Raw genomic sequence first — 25,248 nt, 5'->3', positions numbered from 1 at the left:
TTTTATTTGACTTTAATTTCTTCGTATTTCTTGAACCATTCGGGAAATGTCTTCTTAAAGTTAACGGGTTTAAATCCACCTTCTGGTAGTTTCTTTCCTACAATGCACGTGACTGTGCCTTCTGAACACACGTCGCGATTCTGATTCACAATCTCAAATCCATATTCCACACGGATCCCCGTATTCTTACTCACCCACGTTCTCACAAACGCACGGTCCCCATACTGAATCGGCGTCTTGTATGTAATATTCACGTTATGAATCGGCGCGACAAATCCAGATTTTTCCATCTCTACATAGCTAAATCCAATGTCTTCAATCAGCTGAATACGCCCGAGTTCTAACCACTTCACATAGTTTCCGTGGTACATCACACCCATCATGTCGGTATCTGCATATAACAGCTGAATTTCAGTTTCTGCAATATAATGACTCACTTTAATACACCCTCTCAATGATACGTTTCATTGTACCATTAATGAATTTGAAGATAAAAACAATTATAATGAAAGTTAAGTATATTCTGTTAAAAGTGGGTGGCAATTATGTCTACAGGCATTATTAAAGAAATTTTTACAGGTAAAGTCACGACATACGGAGATAATCGTGAAGAGAATAAGTTTGACCAAGAGTGGGAGACGGCAGCATTTAAAACTCCAATCACTGAAAGTATTTTTTTAGATACGCTCGGTTTGAAAGGCGACGAACAGGCAGATAAAAAACATCATGGTGGTGTGGACAAAGCGCTCTTTGTATATGCAAGAAAGCATTATGAAGACTGGAATGTCGAGCTCGGAAAAGAGGTTAAACCGGGAGCGAACGGTGAAAACATCTCAGTCGTTGGAATGGATGAGTCTCTCGTATGCATCGGAGACGTGTATATGCTTGGGAAAGCGCAGATTGAAATTACACAACCGCGTCGTCCGTGCTGGAAACCGGCACGCCGATTACGTGATGTTGAATTCGCGAAAAAGGTTGAGGCAACAGGTCGCACAGGCTGGTACTTTAAGGTTCTCGTTCCTGGTGAGATAAAGCCAGGGGATACGTTTATATTGTTAGAAAGAAAATATCCGAACTGGACGATTGAAAAAATCAATGACGTGCTGTACAAATACACGGATAATATTGGTCTCATGGAGAGCTTATGTGACGTGGAGATCTTGCCGACGTCGTTTAGAGAGCTGTTTACGAAGCGTCTGAAAGGCGAACAAGTGGACGACACGAGACGTCATTACGGACCAAACATTTAAGAATTGAGGGAATATATTGAGAATAGATGTGAAATCACAAGCGTTTAAAATCAAACAAATGAAGCGTAACATCGAGAATTTCCTAAATAATATTAGTGAAGCAACCATGCAAGATTCCCTTAAAAAGTTGCAAGCGAAGCGTGCGGAGAATGATATCGAGGTCATTCCTGTCGACGTCTTGAATTCCGGTGATGATGACATTATTTCGAGTCTTCGTCAGAATAACATTTTTAATATCGGAGACTTGAAGCGCTATGACGCGAAGTCTCTTGGTGTTGTGCTAAATAATTTTACGCCTGAAGCGGTAGAAAAAGTGATACAAGATAAAGACATCTTAATGCGCGATATTACGGTCAACACATTTCCTAAGATTGACCCGGATCGCCTCAATAAAGATTCGCTTATTTTGCTGAAACATTGGTATTTTAATACGACGTATCAACGTGATGTTGAAACGTTAGAGTCTCTTACAGTGACGAGTGAGGCTGAAGCACTTCTTAACAAGATGAAGAAAAAGCGCGGGAAATTATTATCGTTATTTCAGTCTTCATCTGAAAAAGAACAAATAAATAAAGCATTCACTGAGTTTGAACAGATTGAACCTGAATTAAACGAAATTAAGAAACTGGTCGATAAACTCCTTCCAGAATACGAAGACGACAAATACGCGAGAGACGCGTTTATTAATGACAGCGCGGCGTTTTACGCGTACATAGAATCCAGAACGGGTGTTGCGCCAACCACGCATTCTGGAGATTTACCAGCGATTTTAGTCGAAGAGATTCAAAATATGGAACTTGATGTTTCGGGACTCACTGGAGGGACTCTGCGTCCGTACCAGTTATTTGGAACGAAATATGCAGTGTACAACAAGCGCACGTTGATTGGTGACGAGATGGGGCTTGGTAAAACGATCCAAGCGCTCGGTGTCATCACGCATTTATTTACTGAGCAGAAGACGCGCGCATTTGTCATCTGTCCGAAAAGTGTCATGGCGAACTGGGCACATGAAATTGAAAAGTGGACGGGAATTCCTGTGAAGATTTTTCATGGCGCAAAGAGGGATGAAGCATATAAAGAGTGGTTAGAGACACCAAGTATACTAATCACAAACCCAGAACACACAAAAAACTTAGATATCGATGCGCTCGATTATGTGGATTGCTTAATTATTGATGAAGCACATTTAATCAAGAATCCGAAGACGCAGCGTACCCAAAATGCGATAGCGATAGCGGCAAAAAGTGAGTACGTCATGATGATGACGGGGACACCAATTGAAAACAATGTGAACGAAATGAAGCATCTTATTGGAATCTTACAGCCCCACATCGTTGAAGAGATGGAGCGTCATCCGCGCATGAATGAACCGGAAGCATTCAAGACGCTCGTGTCACCGGCATATCTTCGCCGTAAACGTATTGATGTATTAAAAGAATTACCGGAAATTGACTTCATAGAGAAGTTCTCAGAGATGAGTGGCAAAGAGCGTGATTACTATAATGAAGGCGTTCGTGAGGGACTGTCTGGTCTCATGAAGATGAGACGCGCAGCTTTCACTGGAAACTCGATTGACGACTCTGAGAAACTCGCAAATATCATGGAAATCTGTACAGAGGCGAAAGAAAACGGACATAAGGTGTTAATCTTCAGCTTCTTTAAAGATAATTTGAATCTGATACATGAAACGCTTGGTGCACAAAGTGCGGGGATTATTTCAGGAGACGTTGGGATGGATGAACGTCAAGGGATGATCGATGAGTTCACGGCGCGAGAAGCAGGTGCGACGTTGATTGGTCAGATTGACGCGGCAGGCGTTGGATTAAACATCCAAGCTGCAAATATCGTAATTCTGTGCGAGCCCCAGTGGAAACCGTCAACAGAACTACAAGCCATTGGACGCGCGTACAGAATGGGACAGACGAGAAACGTCATTGTGTACAGGCTTTTATCTGAAAAAAGTATTGATGAAGCTATCACACAAGTTAGAGATGAGAAGCTGAAATCATTTAACCTGTACGCCAACGACTCGAGTGTAGCAGACGTCTTCAAGGCGCAAGAAGTAGAAATCAATGAAGCGGAAGTTCAAAAAGAAGCGTTTGAGATCGAACGCAAACGATTAGAAGAAGCGAAAGTATAACGTATAAGTTATATGTTAGTTTGAATATGAGGAATGAACACTTTTATTCATTCCTTTTTATTTTGTGTTGAATTTTCTAAAGTAAACGATAACTGCTGCAATTTGAAGTATGATAATTAAAACAGTGAGGCTAAACAGAACAGTGTTGTTTGTGAAAATAGACTCATCCATCAGTTCGCCTGACGTGAAGTTCAGAAGAATACAAATGATTGTGTACGGTAAAGAAGCAAGCAACACAGTTTTGGACTTGTTTTTATCTTTAGACTTTAGAATTCCCAAAACAGTAACGATTTGAACAAGTGCAACGATGAGGAAAATGAGAGTAAAAATTGTTAATGTCAGCATGAGGTGTGACTCCAGACTTTTTGATTTTAATTTAATTATAATGTGTAAATTTAATTGTTCAAAAGATAACCTTATGTTTAAAACTCTAGTTTACAAATAAATTGGTTTTATCTTTAAAGTAGGCGTGTATTGTCCTCTAGTTTACAAATAAATTGGTTTTATCTTTAAAGCAGGCGTGTATTGTCCTCTAGTTTACAAATAAACTGTTTTTATCTTTAAAGTAGGCGTGTATTGTCCTCTAGTTTACAAATAAACTGTTTTTATCTTTAAAGTAGGCGTGTATTTTCTTCTAGTTTACAAATAAACTGTTTTTATCTTTAAAGTAGGCGTGTATTTTCTTCTAGTTTACAAATAAACTGTTTTTATCTTTAAAGCAGGCCAAGATTGTCCTCTAGTTTACAAATAAATTGATTTTATCTTTAAAGTAGGCGTGTATTGTCCTCTAGTTTACAAATAAATCGTTTTTATCTTCAATATTTGTACAAATCCATGTTCTATCAAAACTAGCTCAGCAGGGCCAATAAAATTTAATACAATCGATAAAAACCCACATCAAATCAAAAAAAGCATCCTCTCGGCTAGCCCTATCTTGAAACTAGCCAACTAGAGGATGCCTTTTCTATTTACCCAACCCAGTTCATGATTTGGTTGCATTTATCGACTTCTTTTCCTTCAAAGATCCAGTCGATTGCTTTTCGTATGCATTTATCCCAATAGCTCCAGTTGTGCTCACCGGGTTCTCTATCATACTTGTGCGGGATGTGTTTATTTTCTAAAAATTTCATAAATGAGTCTGTACGGTCGATCAATTCGTCTTCTGTACCGCACATAAAATACAACTCTGGCAGGTTTTCGATTCCATGTGTTTGTGCTCCTTGCAATACCGTATGTCTCGTATCCATCGCAGTACCCGAAATGTCTTCAATGTCACCAAACACCGCGCGCCCATCAAAGTCATGCCAGTCGTAGTCTATAAACGACGCATCCATATCGAGTGCCGCACTCATCATTACGGCTTTCTCAAACAATTCTGGCACGTTCATCGCAAAATGGAATGCACCAAATCCCCCCATCGAGTTGCCTGCGACATAATTGTCCTCTCTTTCCCAAGACAGCGGCAACACCTGATGCGCATAGCGCCATACTTCTAACACATGGTCGTAATAACTATGCCCATATTTCATATTCTGATAAAAAGAATGATCGGCATTTGGCATCACAACAGCCAAGTTATGCGTATTTGCATACATTTCCACATTCGTATATCTAGAAAACATCGAGTCATCACTCGACAACCCGTGGAGTAACAACAATGTACGCAGCTTCTTCACCGGCTTATCTGTCTGAAACATATCTTGTTGCTCCGGCAAAATCACCTTAAACGTATGATGTTTTCCGAGCATCATTGAATGAAAGTTAATATCAAGTAAAGCCATTTAAATTTCCTCCTAATAAAAAAGTACCGCACACACTGTGCGATACTGTTCAATTAATTTACACTCTGAACGTCTTCTGGCGCATCATTATCTGACACTGTTGGATCGAGTTTACGTTCAATAATGCGAAGCGCAATATCGATAATGACCGCAATCAGTGCGATTGGTAAGGCACCAGCGATGATAAACACAGTACCATCCGTCGCGTTTGTGCCACGAATGATGATATCTGATAACGTTGGCGCACCAATGAACGAACCAATTGCTACGACACCAATCGCAACAACGAGTGCGATTCTAAGTCCACCGATAATTACAGATAAAGACAGCGGAAGCTCAATCATTCTGAGCACTTGGTTACGGGTCATACCCATTGCTTTACCGGCATCTGTAATGTTAGGGTCTACACTTTTAATACCAGAGTACGTATTTTTTAAAATAGGAAGTAGTGCATATAAGAATACTGTGAATATCACTGTATTTTGTCCAAGTCCCATGCCTAGCATTAAGATCGCAAGCATTGCGAGTGCTGGAACCGTCTGAATAATATTTGCGAGCGTGATGACTGTACCGGATAATTTTCCGTAACGTGCAATCAATATGCCAAGAGGAATACCCACAATTGCTGCGAACAGTACCCCATAAATACTCATCAGTAAGTGGTCGAAGAATAATCTCATCAGATATCCGAAGTTATCGCTGTAATATGCCGATAAGTCAGATAGTAAACTACCGAGTATCATTATTTTTCCCCCTCTTCATCAAAGTAATTATGCTCTTCTAAAAACTCTTCTGCGACAACTGCTGGTTCAATACCTTCACCGTCTGCGCGGTAGTTCAGCTGTTGCATTGTCTCTGTGGACACTTTTCCGACCAGTTTGTCTAACGCACGTTCCACTTCTGGATGTGTTTCAAGAAGCGCGTTTGTTGCGAGTGGCGATGCGTCATATGGTGGGAAGAACTGTCTGTCGTCTTCTAATACCACTAAATCATAAGCTGCAATACGCCCATCAGTCGTATACCCAAGCGCAACATCAATCGATTCTGCGTTCAATGCGTCGTACACTAAACCAATCTGCATTGGTGATACTGAATCGAATCTAAATCCATATTCTTCGATAAACCCAGGATAACCGTCACCTTTACGGTTCATCCAAGATGAGTCTACACCTAAGCGTAGATCGTCTTTATATTCTTCTAAATCAGAAATTGTTGTTAAATCATATTTTTCTGCTGTATCTCTTGTCACCATAAATGAGTAAGAGTTCGCAAAACCATATGAGTCAAAGAACTTCGTATCGAATCGTTCTTCAAATCCTTTTTGTGTCAGTTCAAGTGCTTCTTTCGGATCTTTCACAGGGTCATCACCAAGTGCGCCTGTTAAATCTGTACCTGTATAACGCACACCAGAAATTTGCGCATCACCGTTTTCAATGGCGTTATGTTGAATGGTACTTGAACCTAAGTTGTTAATTAATGTTGGCTTTAATTTTCCATCTGTTTCATGTTCAATCATGAGACGCACCATATGCGACATGATTTGAGACTCACTCGTTGCAAGTGCTGTGATTTTTATTGAATCTTTGTCACTACCACTAAGTCCAGGCAATGTACACCCAGATAGTATTGTAAGACTAGCGACTACAACGAGTAAAAGTTTACTTAATCGTTTCATAATTGCCTCCTATCTGGAAATGTTTATTCCTTTTGGTACTGCGTAACGTTCCACAAGACCAAGTATTTTATCAGTAAGTAGTGCAAGCACAGTCACTGCAACTGTACCAACGATAATCATTACAGGGTCATAGAGGTTTAAACCGTTGAAGATAAAGTCCCCAAGACCGCCTGCACCGATGTAGCTGGCGATTGTTGCCCACGAAATGACGTACACACTCGCAAGTCTGATTCCACTTAAAATCAGGGGAGAAGCAAGTGGTAACTCCACCTGAGACATCAGTTGTAAGCGCGTCATCCCCATGGAAAGTGCTGCTTCTTTTGCGTTCGGGTCAGTGTTTCGTACACCAATAATCGTATTGTTTAAAATCGGTAATAAAATGTACATCGATAGTGCGATAATCGCAGGAATCTTACCGATACCAAATAGCGGGATCATCAATGCGAGCACTGCGAGTGTCGGAATCGTCTGTAAGACTCCGGCAACCGTTAGAATCCAGTTACCGAGTTTATTTGTACGAGCAAGTAACATTCCTAAAGGAACGGCAATCACGACACCAATGAGTAGAGCGATTGCTGAGATATAGAAATGCTCCCATGTTTTTTGTAGGAGTTCGAACCCGTAGTTACTGAAGAATTCACTCATGCTTCATCAACTCCAGCAGGCGTCTCGCCCCAAATTGAATCGTACACGATGTCTACCAAGTTTGAGCGTGTAATGAGCCCAAGTAGGATATTGTTTTCATCGACTACAGGAATGTTTCTAAGATTACGTTTTAGAATTGTACGTACTGAGTCTTGTAGTTTGTCATGAATTTGAATTTTGAATAAATCGCGGTGCATGATATCGACGAGGTCTTTACCTTTACGATATCCTTCATTGATGTCCTCGATGTCTAAATATCCAAGTAATGTACCATCGTTTCTCGTTACAAAAATTGTATCTACACGACGCTCTCTCATAATAGAAATGACTTCGCTCAGTGATTTATCCGCAGTCACACTGATTGGTTTGATCATTGCATCTTCAACTGTACGCATGTTTGGACGGTCTTGAATTAATCTATTTTCACCAATAAAATCACGCACGAACTGGTTCGCTGGGTTTCTTAGGATTTCATCTGGTGTATCAAATTGAATCAGTTGTCCATTAGACAGGATCGCAATACGGTCTGCGAGCTTGATTGCTTCGTCCATGTCATGTGTTACGAAAATAAATGTTTTACCAAGTTTCTTTTGTAGTACTTTTACTAAGTCTTGGAGCGTATCACGTGTGATTGGGTCTAGTGCCCCAAATGGTTCGTCCATCAAGATAATGTCTTGCTCTGCTGCGAGCGCACGAATTACACCGATACGTTGTTGCTGCCCACCTGAAAGTTCGTTTGGATAACGATCTAAATATGATTCAGGAAGGTCCACGAGATTAATGAGTTCTCGTGCTTTTTTATCTTTACGTTCCTCTGACCATTTTAGTAATTTAGGTACTAAAACGATGTTTTCTTTAATAGTTAAGTGAGGAAGTAAACCGATCTGTTGGATTACATAACCTATACTACGACGGAGTTCTACCGGGTTCATTTGCATTACATCTTTTCCGTCGATTTCAATTGAGCCACTCGTTGGCTCAATCATGCGGTTAATCATACGTAAAGCAGTCGTCTTACCACTACCACTCGTACCGATAAAGGCAATAAACTCACCTTGTTCGATGTCGAGCGAAATGTCATCGACCGCTTTATTTTTACCGCCGTAAATCTTCGTTAAATTTTTAATACTTAACATGATATTCTCCTTTGGTTTGTATTTAGTTGTTATGAAAACTGGACACAGTTTACTATTATAACATAAAATCTATACCCTTTTTTAGAGAAAACATTCTTTGGATAGTATCTAAAGAAGTATTTTGTGAATATGTGAAACAAAATAAAAGTATCGTTACAATGCTTTTCACGTTTTTGTAAGAGGGTTTAAAAGAGTTCGAAAAAGGTTATTTCTATGGTTTCAGAACAATTTACAGTAGAATAAAATGAATAACATAAGAGTAGGTGCAAACGTGAAGAAATTTATTATGTGTCTATTGGTTGCTTGTTTTGTACTCATTTTACCGAGTGTGAAACTTGTACAGGCAGCAGAGATGAATCCATATTTAGAAAAAATTATAGATTTACGAATATATAATGATGATGAAAAAACAAATCAAGAAGCTAGAGAGATGATCGAGCGACTGGACCACATCGATGATAGTATTTTAAGGAATATCAGCTTGAGTGGGGCGACCATGATTTTATCTGACAAAAAACTCGTGGAGTTACCTGAATTTGCTGAGTTGAAAGGCGTTGTGCCGCGCGGACATACGGAACCGTGGGACGACATTCCAGGGCTCGGCGGATTTATTTCGTATGCAGCGATTGGTAAGAGCGATCCGTCCATCAAGAATAACCACGGAGACATTAACTTAGAACTCCACGAGTTTGGGCATATTGTCGATATGTATACAATTAACGGTGTGGAACTGAGCGCAACAGAAGCGTTTAGAGCCGCCCATCAAAAAGATAAAAACAATATCTTCCCGACTGATGATTACTTTGAATACGTCGATGAATATTTCGCAGAAGTGTTTGCGTATTACTACTACACGGAAGCGTCTAGACAGACGTTGTATGAAAAAGCACCAACAACTGCGCGATTCTTTGACGATTTACACACTAAAATTTTGACGGTATCAGAGCGTACGGAAAGTGCGTTTACAGTTGTGTGGGATGAACACGTAAGTGGCAACTCCTACATGGTTCGTGTGAATGACAAGGAGTATGAGGTGACTGAACCTGAGTTTAGTCTTGACGGATTACTCGGAAACTCAAACTATAAAGTGCAAGTGTTCACGAAAGATGCAGACGGAAAAGTGATTTCGAGTAGCTACGCAAAAACAGTGCTGACGCACAAATATGAGAATATTGATGTATCAGGGCTCGTAGATGCGTATAATGAAATAAAAGCAATCGATGTAGATAATAGAACTGAAGTACTAAACAAATTAAAGATACAAGCGGATACGATGTTTACGAATATCGAGCATGGTCGAATTTCCCAAGAAAAGGTCGATAAGTTAATAGACCAAATCATGGTTGAAGCGGAAGACATCAAGTTCGATCTTGTAATGAAAAATATGCCAAAGCGTCCAGTAACTGGAGTCGCAACACCACCACAAGAAAATCCGATGAAACCATACTTACCTGTGATATTTGCCAGTCTTGGTATTTTAGTCGTCGCTAGTGGAGTATTCGTTTATCTACTGAGATCTAATAAAAAAGGATGATGAAACATGACAGTGAGTAATCAATTATTTGAAGCATACAAAACAAACACCCCTGTAGAGATTGAAGACATCGAGGTCGCGGACATAATGGATGCTTATGATAACCAAGAGGCACTCTTAGAGCGCAAGAAAGACCTCGGTGAAACGTTAAAGGGATACAAAATTTCCTTAACATCACAAGAAACCCAAAGACTGTTTAATTCGACACATCCATTATATGGTGCGATGACGGACAAACAGATTGTAGAATCGGTGAGTCTCGCTGACTATAACGAACCATTACTTGAACTTGAGTTAATTTTTAACGTGGTAGAAACTTTAGAGGTTGAAGATACGTTAGAGGAAATTTGCAGAAAATGTACGATTTCACCGGGAATTGAAATTCCGGATGGACGTTATAAAAACTGGTTCCCAAATATTGATATGTTCCAAGTGATCAGTGACGCTGCGGTATCTGGAGCAGTTGTGATTGGTGAGCCAAAACAGCTGACGTACGCAAACATCGCGAGCATCAAGGGTACGATTTTCAAAGATGGTGAAGAAGTGAAGTCCGGTTACTCAACGGAAGTCATGGATCATCCGGCTGAAGCAGTGAAATGGTTAGTACTAGAACTCGATAAGCGTGGTAAGAAGTTAGAGCCCGGCATGTTTGTTTCGAGCGGAACGTTTATTATTCCGTTTGCGTTAGAAGTTGGAACGTACACAGCGTCTTATGAAAACGTCGGTTCTGTATCAGTAGAAGTAACGAAATAAATGTTTAGACTCAACTCATAAATGGGTTGAGTTTTTTTATCTTAAAAAGCAGAATCCTTCCCTTAAACTGCTAGGAATCACAATTAGAGGTAGGATAAAATTAGTATCCTTCCTCTAATCTTAAAAAGCTGTAGATTAGGGTCACGATTCAAAAAGTATCCCAACGCTAATTATATAAATTTACAATTTAGCGTTAGGATAGACTTTAGTACACAAATAAAATTCAAATAAAAACATGCTATCCACTCACTCCCCAAAAAAAAAGACCAGCCGCAGCTCGTCTTTTTTCTGTCTTTATCTTACTCGTCTACCTTAACGATCCAGTTGAATTTGTCTTCTACTTTTCCGTTTTGGATGCCTGTCAGTGTTGTATAAATTTCTTTTGCGACTGGGCCCACGTTGCCGTCGCCTACCACATATTTGTTACCGTGGATATTGAGTTCTCCTACTGGTGCAACGACTGCTGCTGTTCCTGCGCCGAACACTTCTGTGATGCTTCCGTCTTTTAAACCTGCATCTAAGTCTTCAAGTGGAATGCGTGCTTCGTTTACTGTGTAACCAGCATCTTTCGCAAATTCAATAATTGATTTGCGCGTTACTCCTGGCAGAATCGAACCGTTTAATTGAGGCGTAAACAATTCACCGTTTTGCACGTAGAAAATGTTCATCGCACCGACTTCTTCAAGGTACTTTTGTTCCACGCCGTCTAGCCATAGCACTTGGTCATAACCAAGTGATTGCGCGACTTCTTGTGCCTTCATTGAAGCGGCATAGTTACCCCCCGTTTTCGCTTCACCAACTCCACCACGTACCGCACGAACAAATTTATCTTCTACATAAATTTTAGTTGTACCCATCGTGCCTGCTGAGAAGAGTCCACCAACTGGGCTTAATAGAATCATAAATTTATATGTTGTTGATGGATGAACACCTAATGTATGGTCATCTCCAAATACAAATGGGCGGATGTATAAGGACTGTCCTTCACCTGTTGGGATCCAGTCTTTCTCAACTTTTAATAATTCTTTAAGGGCAAAAAGTGCATCGTCTTCGTCGATTTTTGCCATAGACATGCGTTCTAATGAACGATTCAGACGCGCAAAGTTTTCGTTTGGACGGAAGAGGACAGCTTCACCGTTCACGTTGTATGCTTTTAATCCTTCAAATACAGTTTGTGCGTAATGAAGTACAACTGCTGTTGGAGCAAGTTGAATTGGTCCGTATGGTTCAATCGTCCAGTCATGCCAACCATTCTCCTCGTTATAAGATGCCGTAAGCATGTAGTCTGTGAAAGTACTACCAAATGTTACTGTAGACATATCTGGTTTTTCTTTGAGTTCTTTTCTTTCGATAAACTTAATTTCCATCATGTTTCATCTCCGTCTCTTATAAATTGATTTAATTTTATCAATCTTAAGAAAACTATGCAATGCAAAGTCATCTCTAAATACACCTTTCGTTCCATGTATTGAAACCCATTTCTTTGTTAGAATAAAAGAGATGAGACAAGATTACGGGGTATTGGAGTTTATTACATGACAAAACAATTATTCGAATCGGTACAACTAAACAAATCAGGTGTGACACTCAAAAATAGAATCGCGATGGCTCCTATGACCACGACGAGCTCTTTTTTTGATGGGTCCGTTACTGATGAATTGATTGAGTATTATGGTGCGCGCGCAGGCGAGGCTGCTATGATCATCGTCGAAAGTACGTTTATTGAAGACTACGGTCGCGCATTCGATGGATCGCTCGGCATCAGCAAGGATACTCATATTGAAGGATTATCTAAACTTGCGAAAGCAATACAAGATAAAGGGTCAAAAGCGATTATACAGCTGTATCATGCGGGACGTATGGGAAAGTCGATGCTGAACAAAGGGCGCAAACCAGTGGGTGCGTCTACTGTCAAAGCGTTGCGTGATGATGCAGAAGAACCAGAAGCACTTACATCTGAACAAGTAGAAGAGATGATTAAACATTTCGGAGATGCAGCGCGTCGTGCGATGGAAGCTGGCTTCGATGGTGTTGAGATTCACGGAGCGAACACATATCTAATCCAGCAGTTCTTCTCACCACACTCAAACACACGTGATGACGAGTTCGGTGGAGACATCGAAAAACGTCTGACGTTTGGTCGCAGAGTGATTAGAGAAATTGAGCGCATGAAAGAGAAGCTCGGTAAACGTGAGTTTATCGTTGGCTATAGATTTTCACCTGAAGAATTAGAGAAGCCAGGAATTACTTTTAAAGACACAATGCATATGTTGAATGCTTTTGCGCATGAGTGCATTGATTACTTCCACTTCTCGTTGAACGATTATAAACGCGGCAGCATCATTGATACGGAAGATATTGAGTATCTGATTCATAAATATCATAAGAATAAATCGACGGCGCTTGGAGAAATTCCGGTGATTGGTTCTGGTGGTATTTGGGAAAAAGCGGATGCTGAAGAAGCGCTAGAAACAGGATTTGACATTGTTTCTGTTGGGAAGGCACACATTGTGAATCCGGACTGGGCAGAAAAAATTAAAAGCGGCGAGCCGATTGAACGCAAGATAGACGGAGAACGCGATGAATACCATATCCCGAGACCGTTCTGGAACTCGGTTGGATTCTTAAAAAAATAAACGAAAAACTGGTATGAAAAAATTTCATACCAGTTTTTTTATGTGTCTAAGTAGAATCCATTTTGTAATATTTTCTCAGATTCTTTAATATATTTCGAGGCTTTATCGTAATCTTTCACTGCTGCGAGACTGACGAGATAGCTGCTGAGTGAAATCGGTGCAATGAGCGATTCTTTAACTCCGCCACCATACACGTGCGTTGGCAAAATAATATCCCCAAATTCTTTGATTTTCTCCGTATTTGAACTCGTGATGATTAAAACATTCCCGTTGTTTTTCTTAATTCTGTTTATGATATTTAATGTGTATAGCGAATATCTCGGGAACCAATAGGCAATCAGTAAATCTTCTTCATTAGAATCTACAATTTCATACGGATAAACACCACCGACACTCTGGAGTAGATGGACGTTTTCTCTAATTTGTCCAAGGCGCATTGTCATGTAGTAAGCGAGCGTAAACGAATCATTGTATCCGATGATATAAATGTTTCTTGCTGTATTTATCTTGTTGACGGCAGCTTCAAGGAGTGATGGATCGATTGTTTTGAGTGTCTGATTCAGGTTCTCGATGTCTTTATCTATTGATTGTTTAAATAGGTCGTGCGTTGTTTTGTGCTCGATATTATCTAGCGTTTTAGAAGCATTGAATGGATCGTCCGCATGTGTGTAATCGCGAATGCTCGTTTGTAGACCGCTGTATCCGTCGAATCCAAGGGACTGTGCGAAACGCACGATTGACGTTGTGCTCGTGCCAATCTTATCGGCAAGTTCACTCAGCGTATCGTATGTAATGTAGTTCGTATGGTTGATAATATAATCCGCTATCCTTCTTTTCGAAGGCGTGAATGAATCGTACTCTTTATAAATAATCTTCAAGATATTTGTCATTATAAAACCCCAGACCACGTATTTGTTCTCTTTAGTGTACATATTATGACTCTATTTTAAAAGAGTTAAGCGATTTAATATACAGCGAATATAGTAAGTGATACAATATGTATTAAATAATACATCGAGGTGAAAGTAATGAGTCAGAGTGTGGATTTTATCTTTTTAAACGAGCAGGACATGATTGACGCAGGTGTGATGAACACATCAGAGTGCATTAACGAGATGGAAGAAGTGTTTAAGTTACTATCGGACAATGATTACCGAATGGGTGGTAAGCTTGGGAACTCTCACGGGATGGTTGTGAATTTCCCAGATGAACCAGAGCATGAGGGGATGCCAAAAAATGGTCCGGATAGACGTTTTTGTGCGATGCCAGCGTATCTTGGTGGGAAGTACAGAGTTGCGGGTTGCAAGTGGTACGGATCGAATATCGAAAATAAAGAAAAAGGATTACCACGTTCAATTCTAATGATGACGTTGAACGATGCGGACACAGGTGCGCCGCTCGCTTACATGTCAGCTAACTTACTCAGTGCGTGGAGAACGGGTGCAATTCCAGGAGTAGGTGTGCGTTATCTTGCTAAGGAAAACACAAAAGTTGTTTCAACGATTGGAGCTGGCGCAATTGGAACTTCAAGTTTATTTGCCATTTTAGATGAACTTAAGACCGCTGAAGTTGTGAAAATTTTTGATGTTTACGAGAAATCATCAGAAGTTTTAAAAGAAAAATTAGAAGCGGAATTTAAGCATGTAGACGTTCAGATTGTGAATAGCATTGAGGAAGCGGTTGTTGGTTCTGACGTGATTTCGATCGCAACTGCAGGGAATGTCAGTCCAGAAATTAAGAGCGAATGGATTGAGAAGAGTGCGTTATTTGTCACTTCGGGTAGTGCGACATTTGATCCTGACTTTGCGACTAAAAATATTCAGTTTGTAGTCGATAACTGGCAGATGTACGAAGAAGTTAAATATGAAGATGAATACCCGTACAACAATAAGGAGATGGGTGTCGTTGGGCGTCTGCTCTTAGACTGGATTCATGAAGATAAAATGACGACGGACAATATAAAAGAGATTGGTGACGTAATTAACGGAAAAGTGAAAGCACGTGATAACGAAGATGACATCGTTGTCTTTGCGCTTGGTGGACAGCCGGTATACGACGTTGCTTGGGCATATAATGTCTATCAAAATGCGTTAGAAAATAATATTGGTACGAAATTAAACCTTTGGGATGTTGCGTATCAAGCACGTTAAATTTAAGAAAATGATGCATCCTAAATAAAAAATAATTCAGTCGCTAATTCCTGTAACTAGAAATTAGCGACTGAATTGTTAGTTGAGCACCAAATTTTCAGACAGAATTCAGACCTCTTCCTACAACACTCTATACTTCTTATGCGTCAACTTCTCCAGTACACCTTCTGATTCTAGCTTAGAGAATATGCGGTTCAGAGTTTCTGGCTGCATGCTGAGTAGGGATGCGAGAGTCTTCTTTGTCATTGATAATTCTATGATGTCGTTATTTTTTTCTTTATCTATATAGTCGATTAAACGATCGCGCGCACTCAGTATGGCAGCGCCTGTTGTCTGTGCTTCGGATGCGTTGAGCCTCTCGGCGAAGCTCTCAATAATTTTTAACCCAATCTTAGGATAACTATTGATGAGATCTTGAATATCTTCCTTTTGAATTGTACAAATACTTGCGTCTTTCGTAACTTCTGCGTAGTTCGCATACTTTCCAGTGGAACCGAAAAGTGCGTATTCTCCTGTAAAGTCGCCGTTTCTTAAGATGCGTAATAACTGCTCGTCGCCTTCGTCATTTAAACGATAGACGCGAACTTCCCCAGAGTGCACGACATATAAAGTGTTTTTCATATCTTCTGCCATGTACAAATAATCGCCCGCATTAAACTTGCGATGATTCACAGTATTGAAGACTTCTTTTAATTGCTCATTATTCAGTTCTGCAAAAATAGGCACTTGACTTACACACATTGGTCTATTCATTTTGATCACCTTAAAAATTGATTGTAAGTCAATTATAGCCTAAATTTGCTTGAAACTAAGCTAAAGTGTCTTTTGTAAATTCGACATTTTTGTGACTGATTTCACGATCTTTATAGCGCATGAGTCTCATTGCGTTTAATATTACGATTAAAATCGATAACTCGTGGATCAGCATACCGCTCGCTAAGTGAATGTAACCGTAGATCACTCCGAAAAGTAGTAACACGACTGTAAGTAGGGCAATCGCTGTGTTTTGAATCATGACGTTAAACGTTTGTTTAGACAGTGCGAATCCGTATGCTGCGTGTCTTAACTTTTCGCCCATCAAGACAACATCCGCTGTCTCCATCGCAATATCCGTTCCCTTATGTCCAATCGCAAGTCCAACATCACTCATCGCGAGTGCCGGCGCATCGTTAATACCGTCACCAACCATCAGTGTTGGATTAGTCTTCTGCTCATTTTCGATATAGTTGAGTTTATCTTCAGGTAAAAGTTCTGCATGGAACTCATCAATACCAAGAATTTCTGAAACTTTCTGTGCCGCGAAGTAGTTATCACCTGTCAGTATGACAATCTTCTTCACGCCTTGACTTTTCAGATAGTCAATCGTCTCTTTCGCGTCGCTCTTAATTTTATCCATAATAGAAATAAGTCCAACAACCATACCATTTTTAGAGATAAACATCACGGTTTGGCCAAGTTTTTGCTCGTTCTCGTAAAGTTCTAAAGTGTCATCAGTGATCTGAATATTGTTCTCTGTCATGAGTCGCTCGTTACCAATCAAGTAATTCGCGTCTCTTAAAATTCCTGAAACGCCACGCGCCTTAATTGCAGTCATCTCAGACACTGGCATGTTGATGTCGAGTCCGCGTTTCACAGCTTCATCTACAATTGTACGTCCTAAGTGGTGCTCTGACACACGTTCAACTGCAGCGACATCACGAAGGAGGTCGTCTTCACGAATATCCGTGAACGAGTGGATACGCGTCACACTCGGTTTTCCTTCAGTTAACGTACCTGTCTTGTCAAAAATAACAGTCTTCACTTTCGCAAACTGGTCAATCACCGCGCCACCTTTAATCAGTACACCTTTTTTCGACGCGTTACCAAGCCCTGCAACATACGCGACTGGTGCACCGATAATTAATGCACCCGGACACGCGATAACAAGGAAGGTAATCGCTAAGTGAACGTCTTTCGTAATGAAATACACGATAATCGATAAAATCACGACCGCCGGTGTATAGTACTGAGCGAAAGTATTCAAGAACTTCTCCGTCGGACTCTTCGAACTCGTTGCAGTTTCTACTAGCTCAATAATCTTACTGAACGTTGAGTCTGCTCCGATTTTCGTAGCTTCAATTTCGATATATCCACTTTCAATAATCGTTCCACTATATACTTCATCTTTCGCAGTCTTATGACTTAAGACCGATTCACCGGTAATCGCAGCTTCATTCAGTTGTGCCGAACCCTTCACGACAACGCCGTCAACAGGAACTTGGGATCCCGGACGGATAATTAAGTGGTCTCCGATTTCTACATCATCGACATCCACTTCAACTTCTTCGCCGTCAATCCACTTGTATGCAACCATCGGTTCCATCTCAAGAAGTGACTGAATCGACTGGCTCGTCTTCTCGAGCGTACGTTTTTCTAAGTATGCTCCAAATAAGAATAGAAACGTGACCACCGCAGCTTCTGTGTATTCTTGAATGAACATCGCAGCAATCACTGCGATCGATATCAAGAGTTCAATACTAAAACTCTTTACCATTAATGCGTTATACGCGCGTACTAAAATTGGTCCAATCGCAACAATCGTCGCGAGTATAAATGTAATGTTACGTATGTTTGTATATCCTAAAGATAAAAACAAGAGTCCAATCACAATTAAGATACCCGATATGATCATCATCTTATTTAAATGTTTGTTCATAAAATAAGTCATTTTGTTGACTCCTTCCTATACCTTACAGGGGTATATGTTTTTGAAAAAATAATAGCCATGACGGCTATTATTTTATGCTGTTGTGCGTACGGACTTCACTGGGTAACCAAGTTTCTCAACAGTTGCTTTAATTTTATCTGCTGAAACATCTTTGCTGTGACTGACTTTAACGCGGCTAACGTTGAAGTTTACATCGACATCTTCAACTCCAGATATAGACTTTAGTCCTGACTCAATCTTCTTAATGCAGCTTGGGCAAGTTAATGTGTCTGTTGTAAGTTGTGTTCTTATCATTTTTCTATCTCCTTTATGATTTGTTTGTCTCTTCACTTATGATTATAAAGTATCTATTCACTTAAAAAATTGACGTGGATCAAGAAAAATTAGATCGTTAAAAATTTTGACATATACCTATATGGGGTATAGTATAGAGATAAGAAATAAAGTCGGGAGACGATAATATGGAAGAAGTAAAACTGACACATCGTCCGGATAACGAGAAGACAAAGATATTAAATAGATTGAAGAGAATTGAAGGACAGGTTAGAGGTATTCAAAAGATGGTTGACGAAGATAGATACTGCGTTGACATACTTGTTCAAATCAGCGCGATTGAATCAGCACTTCATAACGTCGGACTCGGTATCACTGAAAAACACATGAAGCATTGTGTGACAGACGCAGTTAAAAGTGGTGACGGGGACGCGTCAATCGACGAACTCATGGCAGTATTAAAACAATTTTCTAAAAGGTAGGTGGAACTAAAATTATGAGTAAAGCGGAAGAAACACTCAATATCACAGGTATGACATGTGCGGCATGTTCGACACGTGTTGAGAAAGTCTTAAACAAAATGGATGGCGTTGAGGCTAAGGTGAACCTTGCGACTGAAAAAGCATCCATTGAATATGATAAAGACAAAGTATCATTAGAAGACATCGAAAACAAAATCAGCGACATCGGTTATGGTGTTGAAAAAGCAAATGCAGAATTTGACGTCACAGGCATGACATGTGCAGCATGTTCAACACGAATTGAAAAAGTGTTAAACAAGTTTGATGGTATAGATACTGCAGCAGTCAATTTAACGACTGAAAAAGCAACAGTTTCATACAACCCAAACAAAGTGTCTACTGGAGATATCATCAATAGAATTAGAGATATCGGATATGATGCGACTGAAGCGGGTGATTCTAAAGACAAACAAGATCGTAAAGATAAAGAATTGAATACACTGAAGTGGAAAGTAATTATTGGTGCAGTGTTATCATTACCACTGCTCGTAACCATGCTCGATCACCTTTTCGGTATGAATCTACCAAGTATCTTTATGAATCCTTGGTTCCAACTTGCATTTGCGACACCAGTGCAGTTTATCCTTGGATGGCAGTTCTATAAAGGTGCCTATAAGAACTTAAAAACTTTCAATGCAAACATGGATGTGCTTGTTGCGATGGGTACGTCAGCGGCATACTTCTATAGTTTGTATGAATCTTATCGTTGGATAATCGGTGAAACCTTGCATCCACACTTATACTTTGAAGCGTCTGCAGTGATTGTCACGCTCATTCTATTCGGTAAATATTTAGAAGCGCGTGCGAAATCACAAACATCCGGCGCAATTTCAAAACTGATGGATATGCAAGCGCGTGATGCGCGCGTCATCCGTAATAATGAAGAAATTATGATTCCAATCGATCAAGTGGCTGTTGGTGACCGCATCTTAGTAAAGCCGGGTGAGAAATTCCCGGTAGACGGTACGATTCTTAAAGGTGCAACTTCAGTTGACGAATCGATGCTGACTGGTGAATCAATTCCAGTAGAGAAAAACATCGACGACACTGTCATTGGTGCAACTGTAAACCAAAACGGTACGATTGAGATGGAAGCAACAAAAGTCGGTAAAGATACTGCACTTCAAGCGATTATCAAAGTCGTTGAAGATGCACAAGGTAAAAAAGCACCAATTCAAAGAATGGCGGATGTCATTTCAAGTTACTTCGTACCGATTGTGATTGTGATTGCAATTGTGACCTTCTTAGTATGGTACTTCTTTGTTGGAAAAGGCATAGAGCCTGCACTAGTTGCTGCGATTTCTGTACTTGTAATCGCATGTCCATGTGCGTTAGGTCTCGCAACACCAACAAGTATCATGGTAGGTACAGGTAAAGGTGCAGAGAACGGTATTCTCTTTAAAGGTGGAGAGCACCTAGAAAAAACACATCAGTTAGATACGATTATCCTAGACAAAACAGGTACAATCACGCATGGTACACCTGTCGTTACTGACTACACAGGAGACCATGAAACCTTACAACTCCTTGCGAGTGCGGAGAACTATTCTGAGCACCCGCTAGCAAATGCGATCGTCGATTTTTCAAAAAACAAAAGTCTTCATCTTTTAGAAGTCGAAGACTTTAAGGCAATTCCAGGTCACGGGATTGAGGCTGTTATTGAAGGAAAAACGGTTCTTGTCGGTACGCGTAAATTAATGACTGAGAACAACGTGGACATCACTGATAGCGACCTGGAAACTTATGAATATGATGGTAAGACTGCGATGATTATCAGTGTAGATGGCGTCTATAAAGGCACAGTTGCGGTTCTTGATACCGTTAAAGAAACAGCTAAAGAAGCGATTGAAATGTTGAAAGAACAAGGCTTAGAAGTTGTAATGCTGACGGGTGACAACACGCGTACGGCTGAAGCGATTGCGCGTACGGTTGGTATCGACACTGTTATTTCAGAAGTGTTACCTGACCAAAAAGCAGATGTTGTGAAAGAGTATCAGAGTGAAGGTAAAGTTGTTGGAATGGTCGGAGACGGTATTAACGACGCACCGGCACTCGCTCTAGCGGATATTGGTATCGCAATTGGTACAGGTACGGAAGTGGCGATTGAAGCGGCGGACTTAACGATTTTAGGTGGAGAGTTAACACTCATTCCGCGCGCAATCCATTTATCTCACAAAACCATTCGCAACATTAAACAAAACTTATTCTGGGCATTCGCGTACAACACAATCGGCATCCCAGTTGCGGCTCTTGGTTTCTTAGCGCCTTGGATTGCGGGTGCTGCGATGGCATTCAGTTCAGTGAGTGTTGTAACGAACTCACTTCGATTAAAACGTGTTAAAATTTAAATATAAATAATAGTAATGGAGGTTATTTTATGGAACAAGTAATTAGAGTAGATGGTATGACATGTGGACATTGCAAGTCAGCGGTAGAAGGGGCTTTATCTAAATTAGATGGCGTAAAATCTGCTGCAGTAGATTTAGAAAACAAAAACGTCACTGTAGATTTTGACGACAGCAAAGTATCTCTTTCAGATATGGAAACTGCGATTGAAGATCAGGGTTACGACGTAGAAAAATAATCACAAAGACTAATTTGGCGGGCATCCTTAAAGATGCTCGTCTTTTTTGTGTTTAATAGAGAAACAATTTGGTAATATTAGTGTATGGATTCAGAATAGGGGGATATGACTTGACCGTCGTTGTAATATTCTTGCTCTTAGTTTCTGCATTCTTCTCAGGAAGTGAAACAGCACTGACAGCTACGAGCAAATTAAAGCTTCAAAGTGAAGCGAATCATGGCAACAAAAAAGCTGAAAAACTACTTGGATTGATTTCTAGACCAAGTGAATTTATTACTACAATTTTAATTGGAAATAACATCGCGAACCTTGTGCTGCCGGTGCTTGTTACAACAATTGCGCTGTCAAATGGCTTTAGTGTGACATGGGCTACGGTAATTCTCACAGTGACGATTATTATCTTTGGTGAGGTATTTCCAAAGTCGATTGCAGCAGCATTCCCAGAGCGTATCAGTATGCTTGTTATGCCGATCATCAACTTTTTAATTATTGTATTTAAACCGGTGACGAGTGTATTTAACAGAATGACTGATTTTATCACGAATAAACTATCGCATGGTGAGAAGAAACCGTGGACAGTTTCAAAAGATGAACTCATCTCGATGATTGAAATCGCCGATGAAGAAGGAGTGATTGACCCACATGAATCACTCCGTGTGCGTGGAATTTTAGATTTCACGAACTTGAATGTAAAAGACGTTCTACAAACGCCACGTGTTGAAATGGATGCATTGAAATACGATATGACGTTTGACGAAGTGAGTAAAATTGTAACGGAAGGGATGTACACGAGATACCCTGTCTACCGCGAGGATTTAGACGATATCGTTGGTGTATTCCATACAAAGTATATTTTAAAATGGAGTTTAAATAAAGACGATGAATTCCTGAAATACTGTGACACGACGCCACTTACGATTCGTGAGTTCCAAAGTGTAGAAGACGTGCTTCGTATGATGACACGTGAGCGTAGACATATGGCAATTGTGCTTGATGAATACGGTGGTACAGAAGGAATTTTGACTCATGAAGATATAATCGAAACATTGCTCGGATTTGAAATCGAAGATGAAATGGACGATAAGTCTGAGGCAATCGTAAGATCTTTAAAAGAAGATAGAATTATTTGTGAAGGTAAAATTACATTACACAGGCTGAATGCGATATTCCAGACGGAAATCCCGGAAGAAGAAGATACATTATCTGGATACCTTTATTTCTTATTTGATGCTATCCCTGAAAAGGGTGATTCAATCGAAATTGACGGGCTAAAATTTGATGTATTACAGATGGAAGAAAACACGATTCGACTTGTGAAAGTAACGAAGTTAAAACAAAGAAGTGAGTGATAATATGAAGAAGAGAAGTGCAATTATCATTGGCTTCATCATCGCTGTAATCAGATTTTTATGGGTACAAGATAAGAAAATTGTAACGAGTTTTCATACTTTTAAATCGGACCGTGTGTCTTCATCTTTTGATGGATTTCGCATGACGCAAGTCTCGGATTTCCACAATATGTATATTGGAAAAGACGCGAGAATTTTATTAAAGAAAGTGCGTGAAACCAAGCCTGACGTGATTTTAGTAACAGGTGATGTGATCGACAGACGTACGCCGAATGAGATGCGTTCATTAAAATTCTTACAAGATTTGACTGAAATCGCGCCGACGTATTATGTGACGGGCAACCACGAAGCGTATTACCGTAAGTTTGAAGATTTCTACAGGAAAGTCCTCATGACGGATGTTACAAGCGTGTGCGAGAATGACGCCTATGTGTATCGCGGAGATGATTACATTAAAATCTCAGGCGTGCATGACGTTCGCGTGTTTGGAGACGATACGAATTTAAATCTGTATGATGAGTACGCCCTATATCTTGAAGATAGACTATCTGAAATTGAAGATAAACTCACGGTACTCTTAGCACATCGTCCGGATTTAATTCACATGTACTCAGAGTATGATGTTGACATGATTTTTAGTGGGCATGCGCATGGCGGACAGTTTAGGGTGCCATTTATTGGCGGACTTTACGCACCAGACCAAGGCGTACTGCCAAAGTACACAGAAGGCGTGCATGAAATGAATGGTTCAAAAATGTATATATCGAGAGGACTTGGCAACAGTAGGTTCCCATGGCGCTTATTCAATAAACCTGAACTCGTAGTGGTAGATTTGAAGAGAGAAGTTTAGTCTTCTCTCTTTTTTTTTGAACAAAAAACCACAGATAAAAACATCTGTGGTTTCATAAATTTAGTCAAAGAACACCATTTCTAGTGCGTCTTCTTTTGTGATTTCGTCTGTTTGGATGAGAACTTTTTTCATCTTTTCAAAGTCAACTTCTGCACCAATTCCTGGTTTGTCTGATAGTTGTACAACTCCGTTTTCTGCTACTACTTCTGGAGTGATAATATCTTCTTCCCAGTATCTGCTTGAGGATGCTGTGTCTCCTGGTAATACGAAGTTTGGTAATGTCGTAATCGCGATGTTTGTAAGTCTACCTACACCAGCTTCGAGCATTCCGCCACACCATAAGGGAATCTTATTTTCTTTTGCTAAGTCATGAATCTTGATTGATTCAGCTAATCCACCAACACGTCCAACTTTCACGTTGATGATTTCACAGCTTCCAAGTTCAATTGCAGCTTTCGCATTTTCATAACTATCGATCGATTCGTCGAGACATACAGGTGTCTTGATTGCTTTTTGTAATGTCGCATGGTCTACGATATCTGTGCTTCCAAGTGGTTGCTCGATCATCATAAGATTAAATTCATCGAGCTGTTTTAAGAGTTCAATATCGTCTAATGTGTATGCTGAGTTAGCGTCTGCCATCAATGGAATATCTGGGAACACTTCACGAATGGCGCGAATCATTTCAACGTCACGACCTGGTTTTATCTTCACTTTAATGCGCTTGTAACCTTCTTCAACTTTTTCACGAATTTTTTCGATGATAATATCATCTGACTTTTCTAGTCCAAGTGAGATACCGACTTCAACTTCAGTTTTCTCTCCACCAAGTACTTTGTATAGTGGGAGTCCTTGTTGTTTTGCGTATAAATCCCAAACCGCTGTTTCAAGACCAGATTTTGCCATCATGTTACGTTTGAATGGTTTGAATAGTTCTGTCACTTCTTTTGGATGTGATAAGTTAGACTGTAAGAGTAGAGGGCCAAAGTATTTCTTGATTGCAACGAGTGCAGAGTCCATAAATTCTTCAGAGTAAAGTGGATCTTCCCCCGCCACACATTCACCAAATCCACTTAAGCCATTCTCATCGATAATCTCAACAATTGTAACGTATCGATCGATTTGAGTACCAAAGCTTGTTGTGAATGGTGTTTTCATCTTCATTTTAAGTCTGTGTAATAAAATCTTTTCAAAGTTCATGAGTTCCCCTCCGAGTGTTTGATAATTATATTATAGCGAATTCTTAATAGAAATAGAATCTAAT

Annotated in this window: 24 protein-coding genes; 11 read left to right on the top strand and 13 right to left on the bottom strand. The window is 40.0% G+C overall.

The genetic code is table 11. The features are described 5' to 3' along the window. Positions 1–2: 2 nt before the first annotated feature. The gene (locus IEU51_RS07130; protein ID WP_186084544.1) at positions 3–437 is read right to left on the bottom strand and encodes an acyl-CoA thioesterase; all 435 of its coding nucleotides are present in this window, start codon (positions 435–437) and stop codon (positions 3–5) included. Positions 438–545: 108 nt separating this feature from the next. On the opposite strand from IEU51_RS07130, the gene IEU51_RS07125 reads away from it, so the two are divergent. Both IEU51_RS07125 and IEU51_RS07120 read left to right on the top strand, forming a co-directional pair. Further along, positions 546–1,250: an MOSC domain-containing protein gene (locus IEU51_RS07125; RefSeq protein WP_186084546.1), complete on the top strand. Its 705-nt coding sequence runs from the start codon at positions 546–548 to the stop codon at positions 1,248–1,250. A gap of 16 nt (positions 1,251–1,266) precedes the next feature. Continuing rightward, positions 1,267–3,390: a DEAD/DEAH box helicase gene (locus IEU51_RS07120; protein WP_186084548.1), complete on the top strand. Its 2,124-nt coding sequence runs from the start codon at positions 1,267–1,269 to the stop codon at positions 3,388–3,390. 57 nt (positions 3,391–3,447) lie between these two features. On the opposite strand, the gene IEU51_RS07115 is transcribed toward IEU51_RS07120, so the two are convergent. The 6 genes from IEU51_RS07115 to IEU51_RS07090 all read right to left on the bottom strand — a co-directional run bounded on the left by IEU51_RS07115 (position 3,448) and on the right by IEU51_RS07090 (position 8,627). Continuing rightward, positions 3,448–3,735, bottom strand: coding sequence for a hypothetical protein (locus IEU51_RS07115; protein ID WP_186084550.1), 288 nt, complete (start codon positions 3,733–3,735; stop codon positions 3,448–3,450). A 623-nt stretch (positions 3,736–4,358) separates the two neighbouring features. Beyond that, the gene (locus IEU51_RS07110; protein ID WP_186084817.1) at positions 4,359–5,171 is read right to left on the bottom strand and encodes an alpha/beta hydrolase; all 813 of its coding nucleotides are present in this window, start codon (positions 5,169–5,171) and stop codon (positions 4,359–4,361) included. Positions 5,172–5,224: 53 nt separating this feature from the next. Beyond that, positions 5,225–5,914 carry an ABC transporter permease gene (locus IEU51_RS07105; RefSeq protein ID WP_408634891.1) on the bottom strand — a complete coding sequence of 230 codons (690 nt, stop codon included), beginning with the start codon at positions 5,912–5,914 and terminating at the stop codon, positions 5,225–5,227. Then, a complete protein-coding gene (locus tag IEU51_RS07100) occupies positions 5,914–6,846 on the bottom strand; it encodes an osmoprotectant ABC transporter substrate-binding protein (protein ID WP_186084814.1) in 933 nt (310 codons plus the stop codon). Before IEU51_RS07100 ends, IEU51_RS07105 begins: the two co-directional genes overlap by 1 nt. Before the next feature lie 9 nt (positions 6,847–6,855). Next, complete coding sequence (locus IEU51_RS07095) at positions 6,856–7,491, bottom strand: ABC transporter permease (protein ID WP_186084811.1); 636 nt, start codon at positions 7,489–7,491, stop codon at positions 6,856–6,858. Continuing rightward, on the bottom strand, positions 7,488–8,627 hold the full coding sequence (locus tag IEU51_RS07090; RefSeq protein ID WP_186084808.1) for a betaine/proline/choline family ABC transporter ATP-binding protein: 1,140 nt from the start codon (positions 8,625–8,627) through the stop codon (positions 7,488–7,490). Before IEU51_RS07090 ends, IEU51_RS07095 begins: the two co-directional genes overlap by 4 nt. 244 nt (positions 8,628–8,871) lie before the next feature. Here IEU51_RS07090 and IEU51_RS07085 point away from each other — a divergent pair, with 244 nt between their 5' ends. Beyond that, entirely contained in the window at positions 8,872–10,161 is a 1,290-nt protein-coding gene (locus IEU51_RS07085) for an anthrax toxin lethal factor-related metalloendopeptidase (RefSeq protein ID WP_186084805.1), read from the top strand. A gap of 6 nt (positions 10,162–10,167) precedes the next feature. Beyond that, positions 10,168–10,914 carry a 2-keto-4-pentenoate hydratase gene (locus IEU51_RS07080; protein ID WP_186084802.1) on the top strand — a complete coding sequence of 249 codons (747 nt, stop codon included), beginning with the start codon at positions 10,168–10,170 and terminating at the stop codon, positions 10,912–10,914. A gap of 299 nt (positions 10,915–11,213) precedes the next feature. Here the strand turns inward: IEU51_RS07080 and IEU51_RS07075 are convergent, their stop codons facing one another. Then, positions 11,214–12,284, bottom strand: a complete 1,071-nt coding sequence (locus tag IEU51_RS07075; protein ID WP_186084799.1) for a branched-chain amino acid aminotransferase — start codon at positions 12,282–12,284, stop codon at positions 11,214–11,216. A gap of 165 nt (positions 12,285–12,449) precedes the next feature. Between IEU51_RS07075 and IEU51_RS07070 the strand changes: the two genes are divergently transcribed. Continuing rightward, complete coding sequence (locus IEU51_RS07070) at positions 12,450–13,550, top strand: NADH-dependent flavin oxidoreductase (RefSeq protein ID WP_186084796.1); 1,101 nt, start codon at positions 12,450–12,452, stop codon at positions 13,548–13,550. A gap of 38 nt (positions 13,551–13,588) precedes the next feature. Here IEU51_RS07070 and IEU51_RS07065 read toward each other — a convergent pair whose 3' ends face one another. Continuing rightward, entirely contained in the window at positions 13,589–14,440 is an 852-nt protein-coding gene (locus tag IEU51_RS07065; RefSeq protein WP_186084793.1) for a MurR/RpiR family transcriptional regulator, read from the bottom strand. 138 nt (positions 14,441–14,578) lie between these two features. Between IEU51_RS07065 and IEU51_RS07060 the strand changes: the two genes are divergently transcribed. Continuing rightward, a complete protein-coding gene (locus IEU51_RS07060; protein ID WP_186084790.1) occupies positions 14,579–15,700 on the top strand; it encodes a tyramine oxidase subunit B in 1,122 nt (373 codons plus the stop codon). 120 nt (positions 15,701–15,820) lie between these two features. Here the strand turns inward: IEU51_RS07060 and IEU51_RS07055 are convergent, their stop codons facing one another. The 3 genes from IEU51_RS07055 to IEU51_RS07045 form a co-directional block, all read right to left on the bottom strand. After that, positions 15,821–16,453, bottom strand: a complete 633-nt coding sequence (locus tag IEU51_RS07055) for a Crp/Fnr family transcriptional regulator (protein WP_186084787.1) — start codon at positions 16,451–16,453, stop codon at positions 15,821–15,823. 55 nt (positions 16,454–16,508) lie between these two features. Further along, positions 16,509–18,395, bottom strand: a complete 1,887-nt coding sequence (locus IEU51_RS07050; RefSeq protein ID WP_229713909.1) for a heavy metal translocating P-type ATPase — start codon at positions 18,393–18,395, stop codon at positions 16,509–16,511. Positions 18,396–18,479: 84 nt separating this feature from the next. Beyond that, positions 18,480–18,701 carry a heavy-metal-associated domain-containing protein gene (locus IEU51_RS07045; RefSeq protein ID WP_186084781.1) on the bottom strand — a complete coding sequence of 74 codons (222 nt, stop codon included), beginning with the start codon at positions 18,699–18,701 and terminating at the stop codon, positions 18,480–18,482. Positions 18,702–18,868: 167 nt separating this feature from the next. Between IEU51_RS07045 and IEU51_RS07040 the strand changes: the two genes are divergently transcribed. From IEU51_RS07040 to IEU51_RS07020, 5 genes are all read left to right on the top strand, one after another. Further along, positions 18,869–19,162, top strand: a complete 294-nt coding sequence (locus IEU51_RS07040; RefSeq protein WP_186084778.1) for a metal-sensing transcriptional repressor — start codon at positions 18,869–18,871, stop codon at positions 19,160–19,162. A 14-nt stretch (positions 19,163–19,176) separates the two neighbouring features. Continuing rightward, a complete protein-coding gene (locus IEU51_RS07035; protein WP_186084762.1) occupies positions 19,177–21,549 on the top strand; it encodes a heavy metal translocating P-type ATPase in 2,373 nt (790 codons plus the stop codon). 29 nt (positions 21,550–21,578) lie between these two features. Beyond that, positions 21,579–21,785: a copper chaperone CopZ gene (copZ, locus tag IEU51_RS07030; protein WP_186084760.1), complete on the top strand. Its 207-nt coding sequence runs from the start codon at positions 21,579–21,581 to the stop codon at positions 21,783–21,785. A gap of 110 nt (positions 21,786–21,895) precedes the next feature. Next, the gene (locus IEU51_RS07025) at positions 21,896–23,134 is read left to right on the top strand and encodes a hemolysin family protein (RefSeq protein ID WP_186084757.1); all 1,239 of its coding nucleotides are present in this window, start codon (positions 21,896–21,898) and stop codon (positions 23,132–23,134) included. Positions 23,135–23,138: 4 nt separating this feature from the next. Next, positions 23,139–23,984, top strand: a complete 846-nt coding sequence (locus tag IEU51_RS07020) for a metallophosphoesterase (protein ID WP_186084742.1) — start codon at positions 23,139–23,141, stop codon at positions 23,982–23,984. Between the two features lie 60 nt (positions 23,985–24,044). Here the strand turns inward: IEU51_RS07020 and menC are convergent, their stop codons facing one another. After that, positions 24,045–25,184, bottom strand: a complete 1,140-nt coding sequence (menC, locus tag IEU51_RS07015; protein ID WP_186084740.1) for an o-succinylbenzoate synthase — start codon at positions 25,182–25,184, stop codon at positions 24,045–24,047. Positions 25,185–25,248 lie beyond the last annotated feature (64 nt).

Source organism: Phocicoccus schoeneichii (assembly GCF_014635565.1).
GTDB classification, from domain to species: Bacteria; Bacillota; Bacilli; order Staphylococcales; family Salinicoccaceae; genus Phocicoccus; species Phocicoccus schoeneichii.
This window is presented reverse-complemented; position numbering and strand designations above follow the sequence as displayed.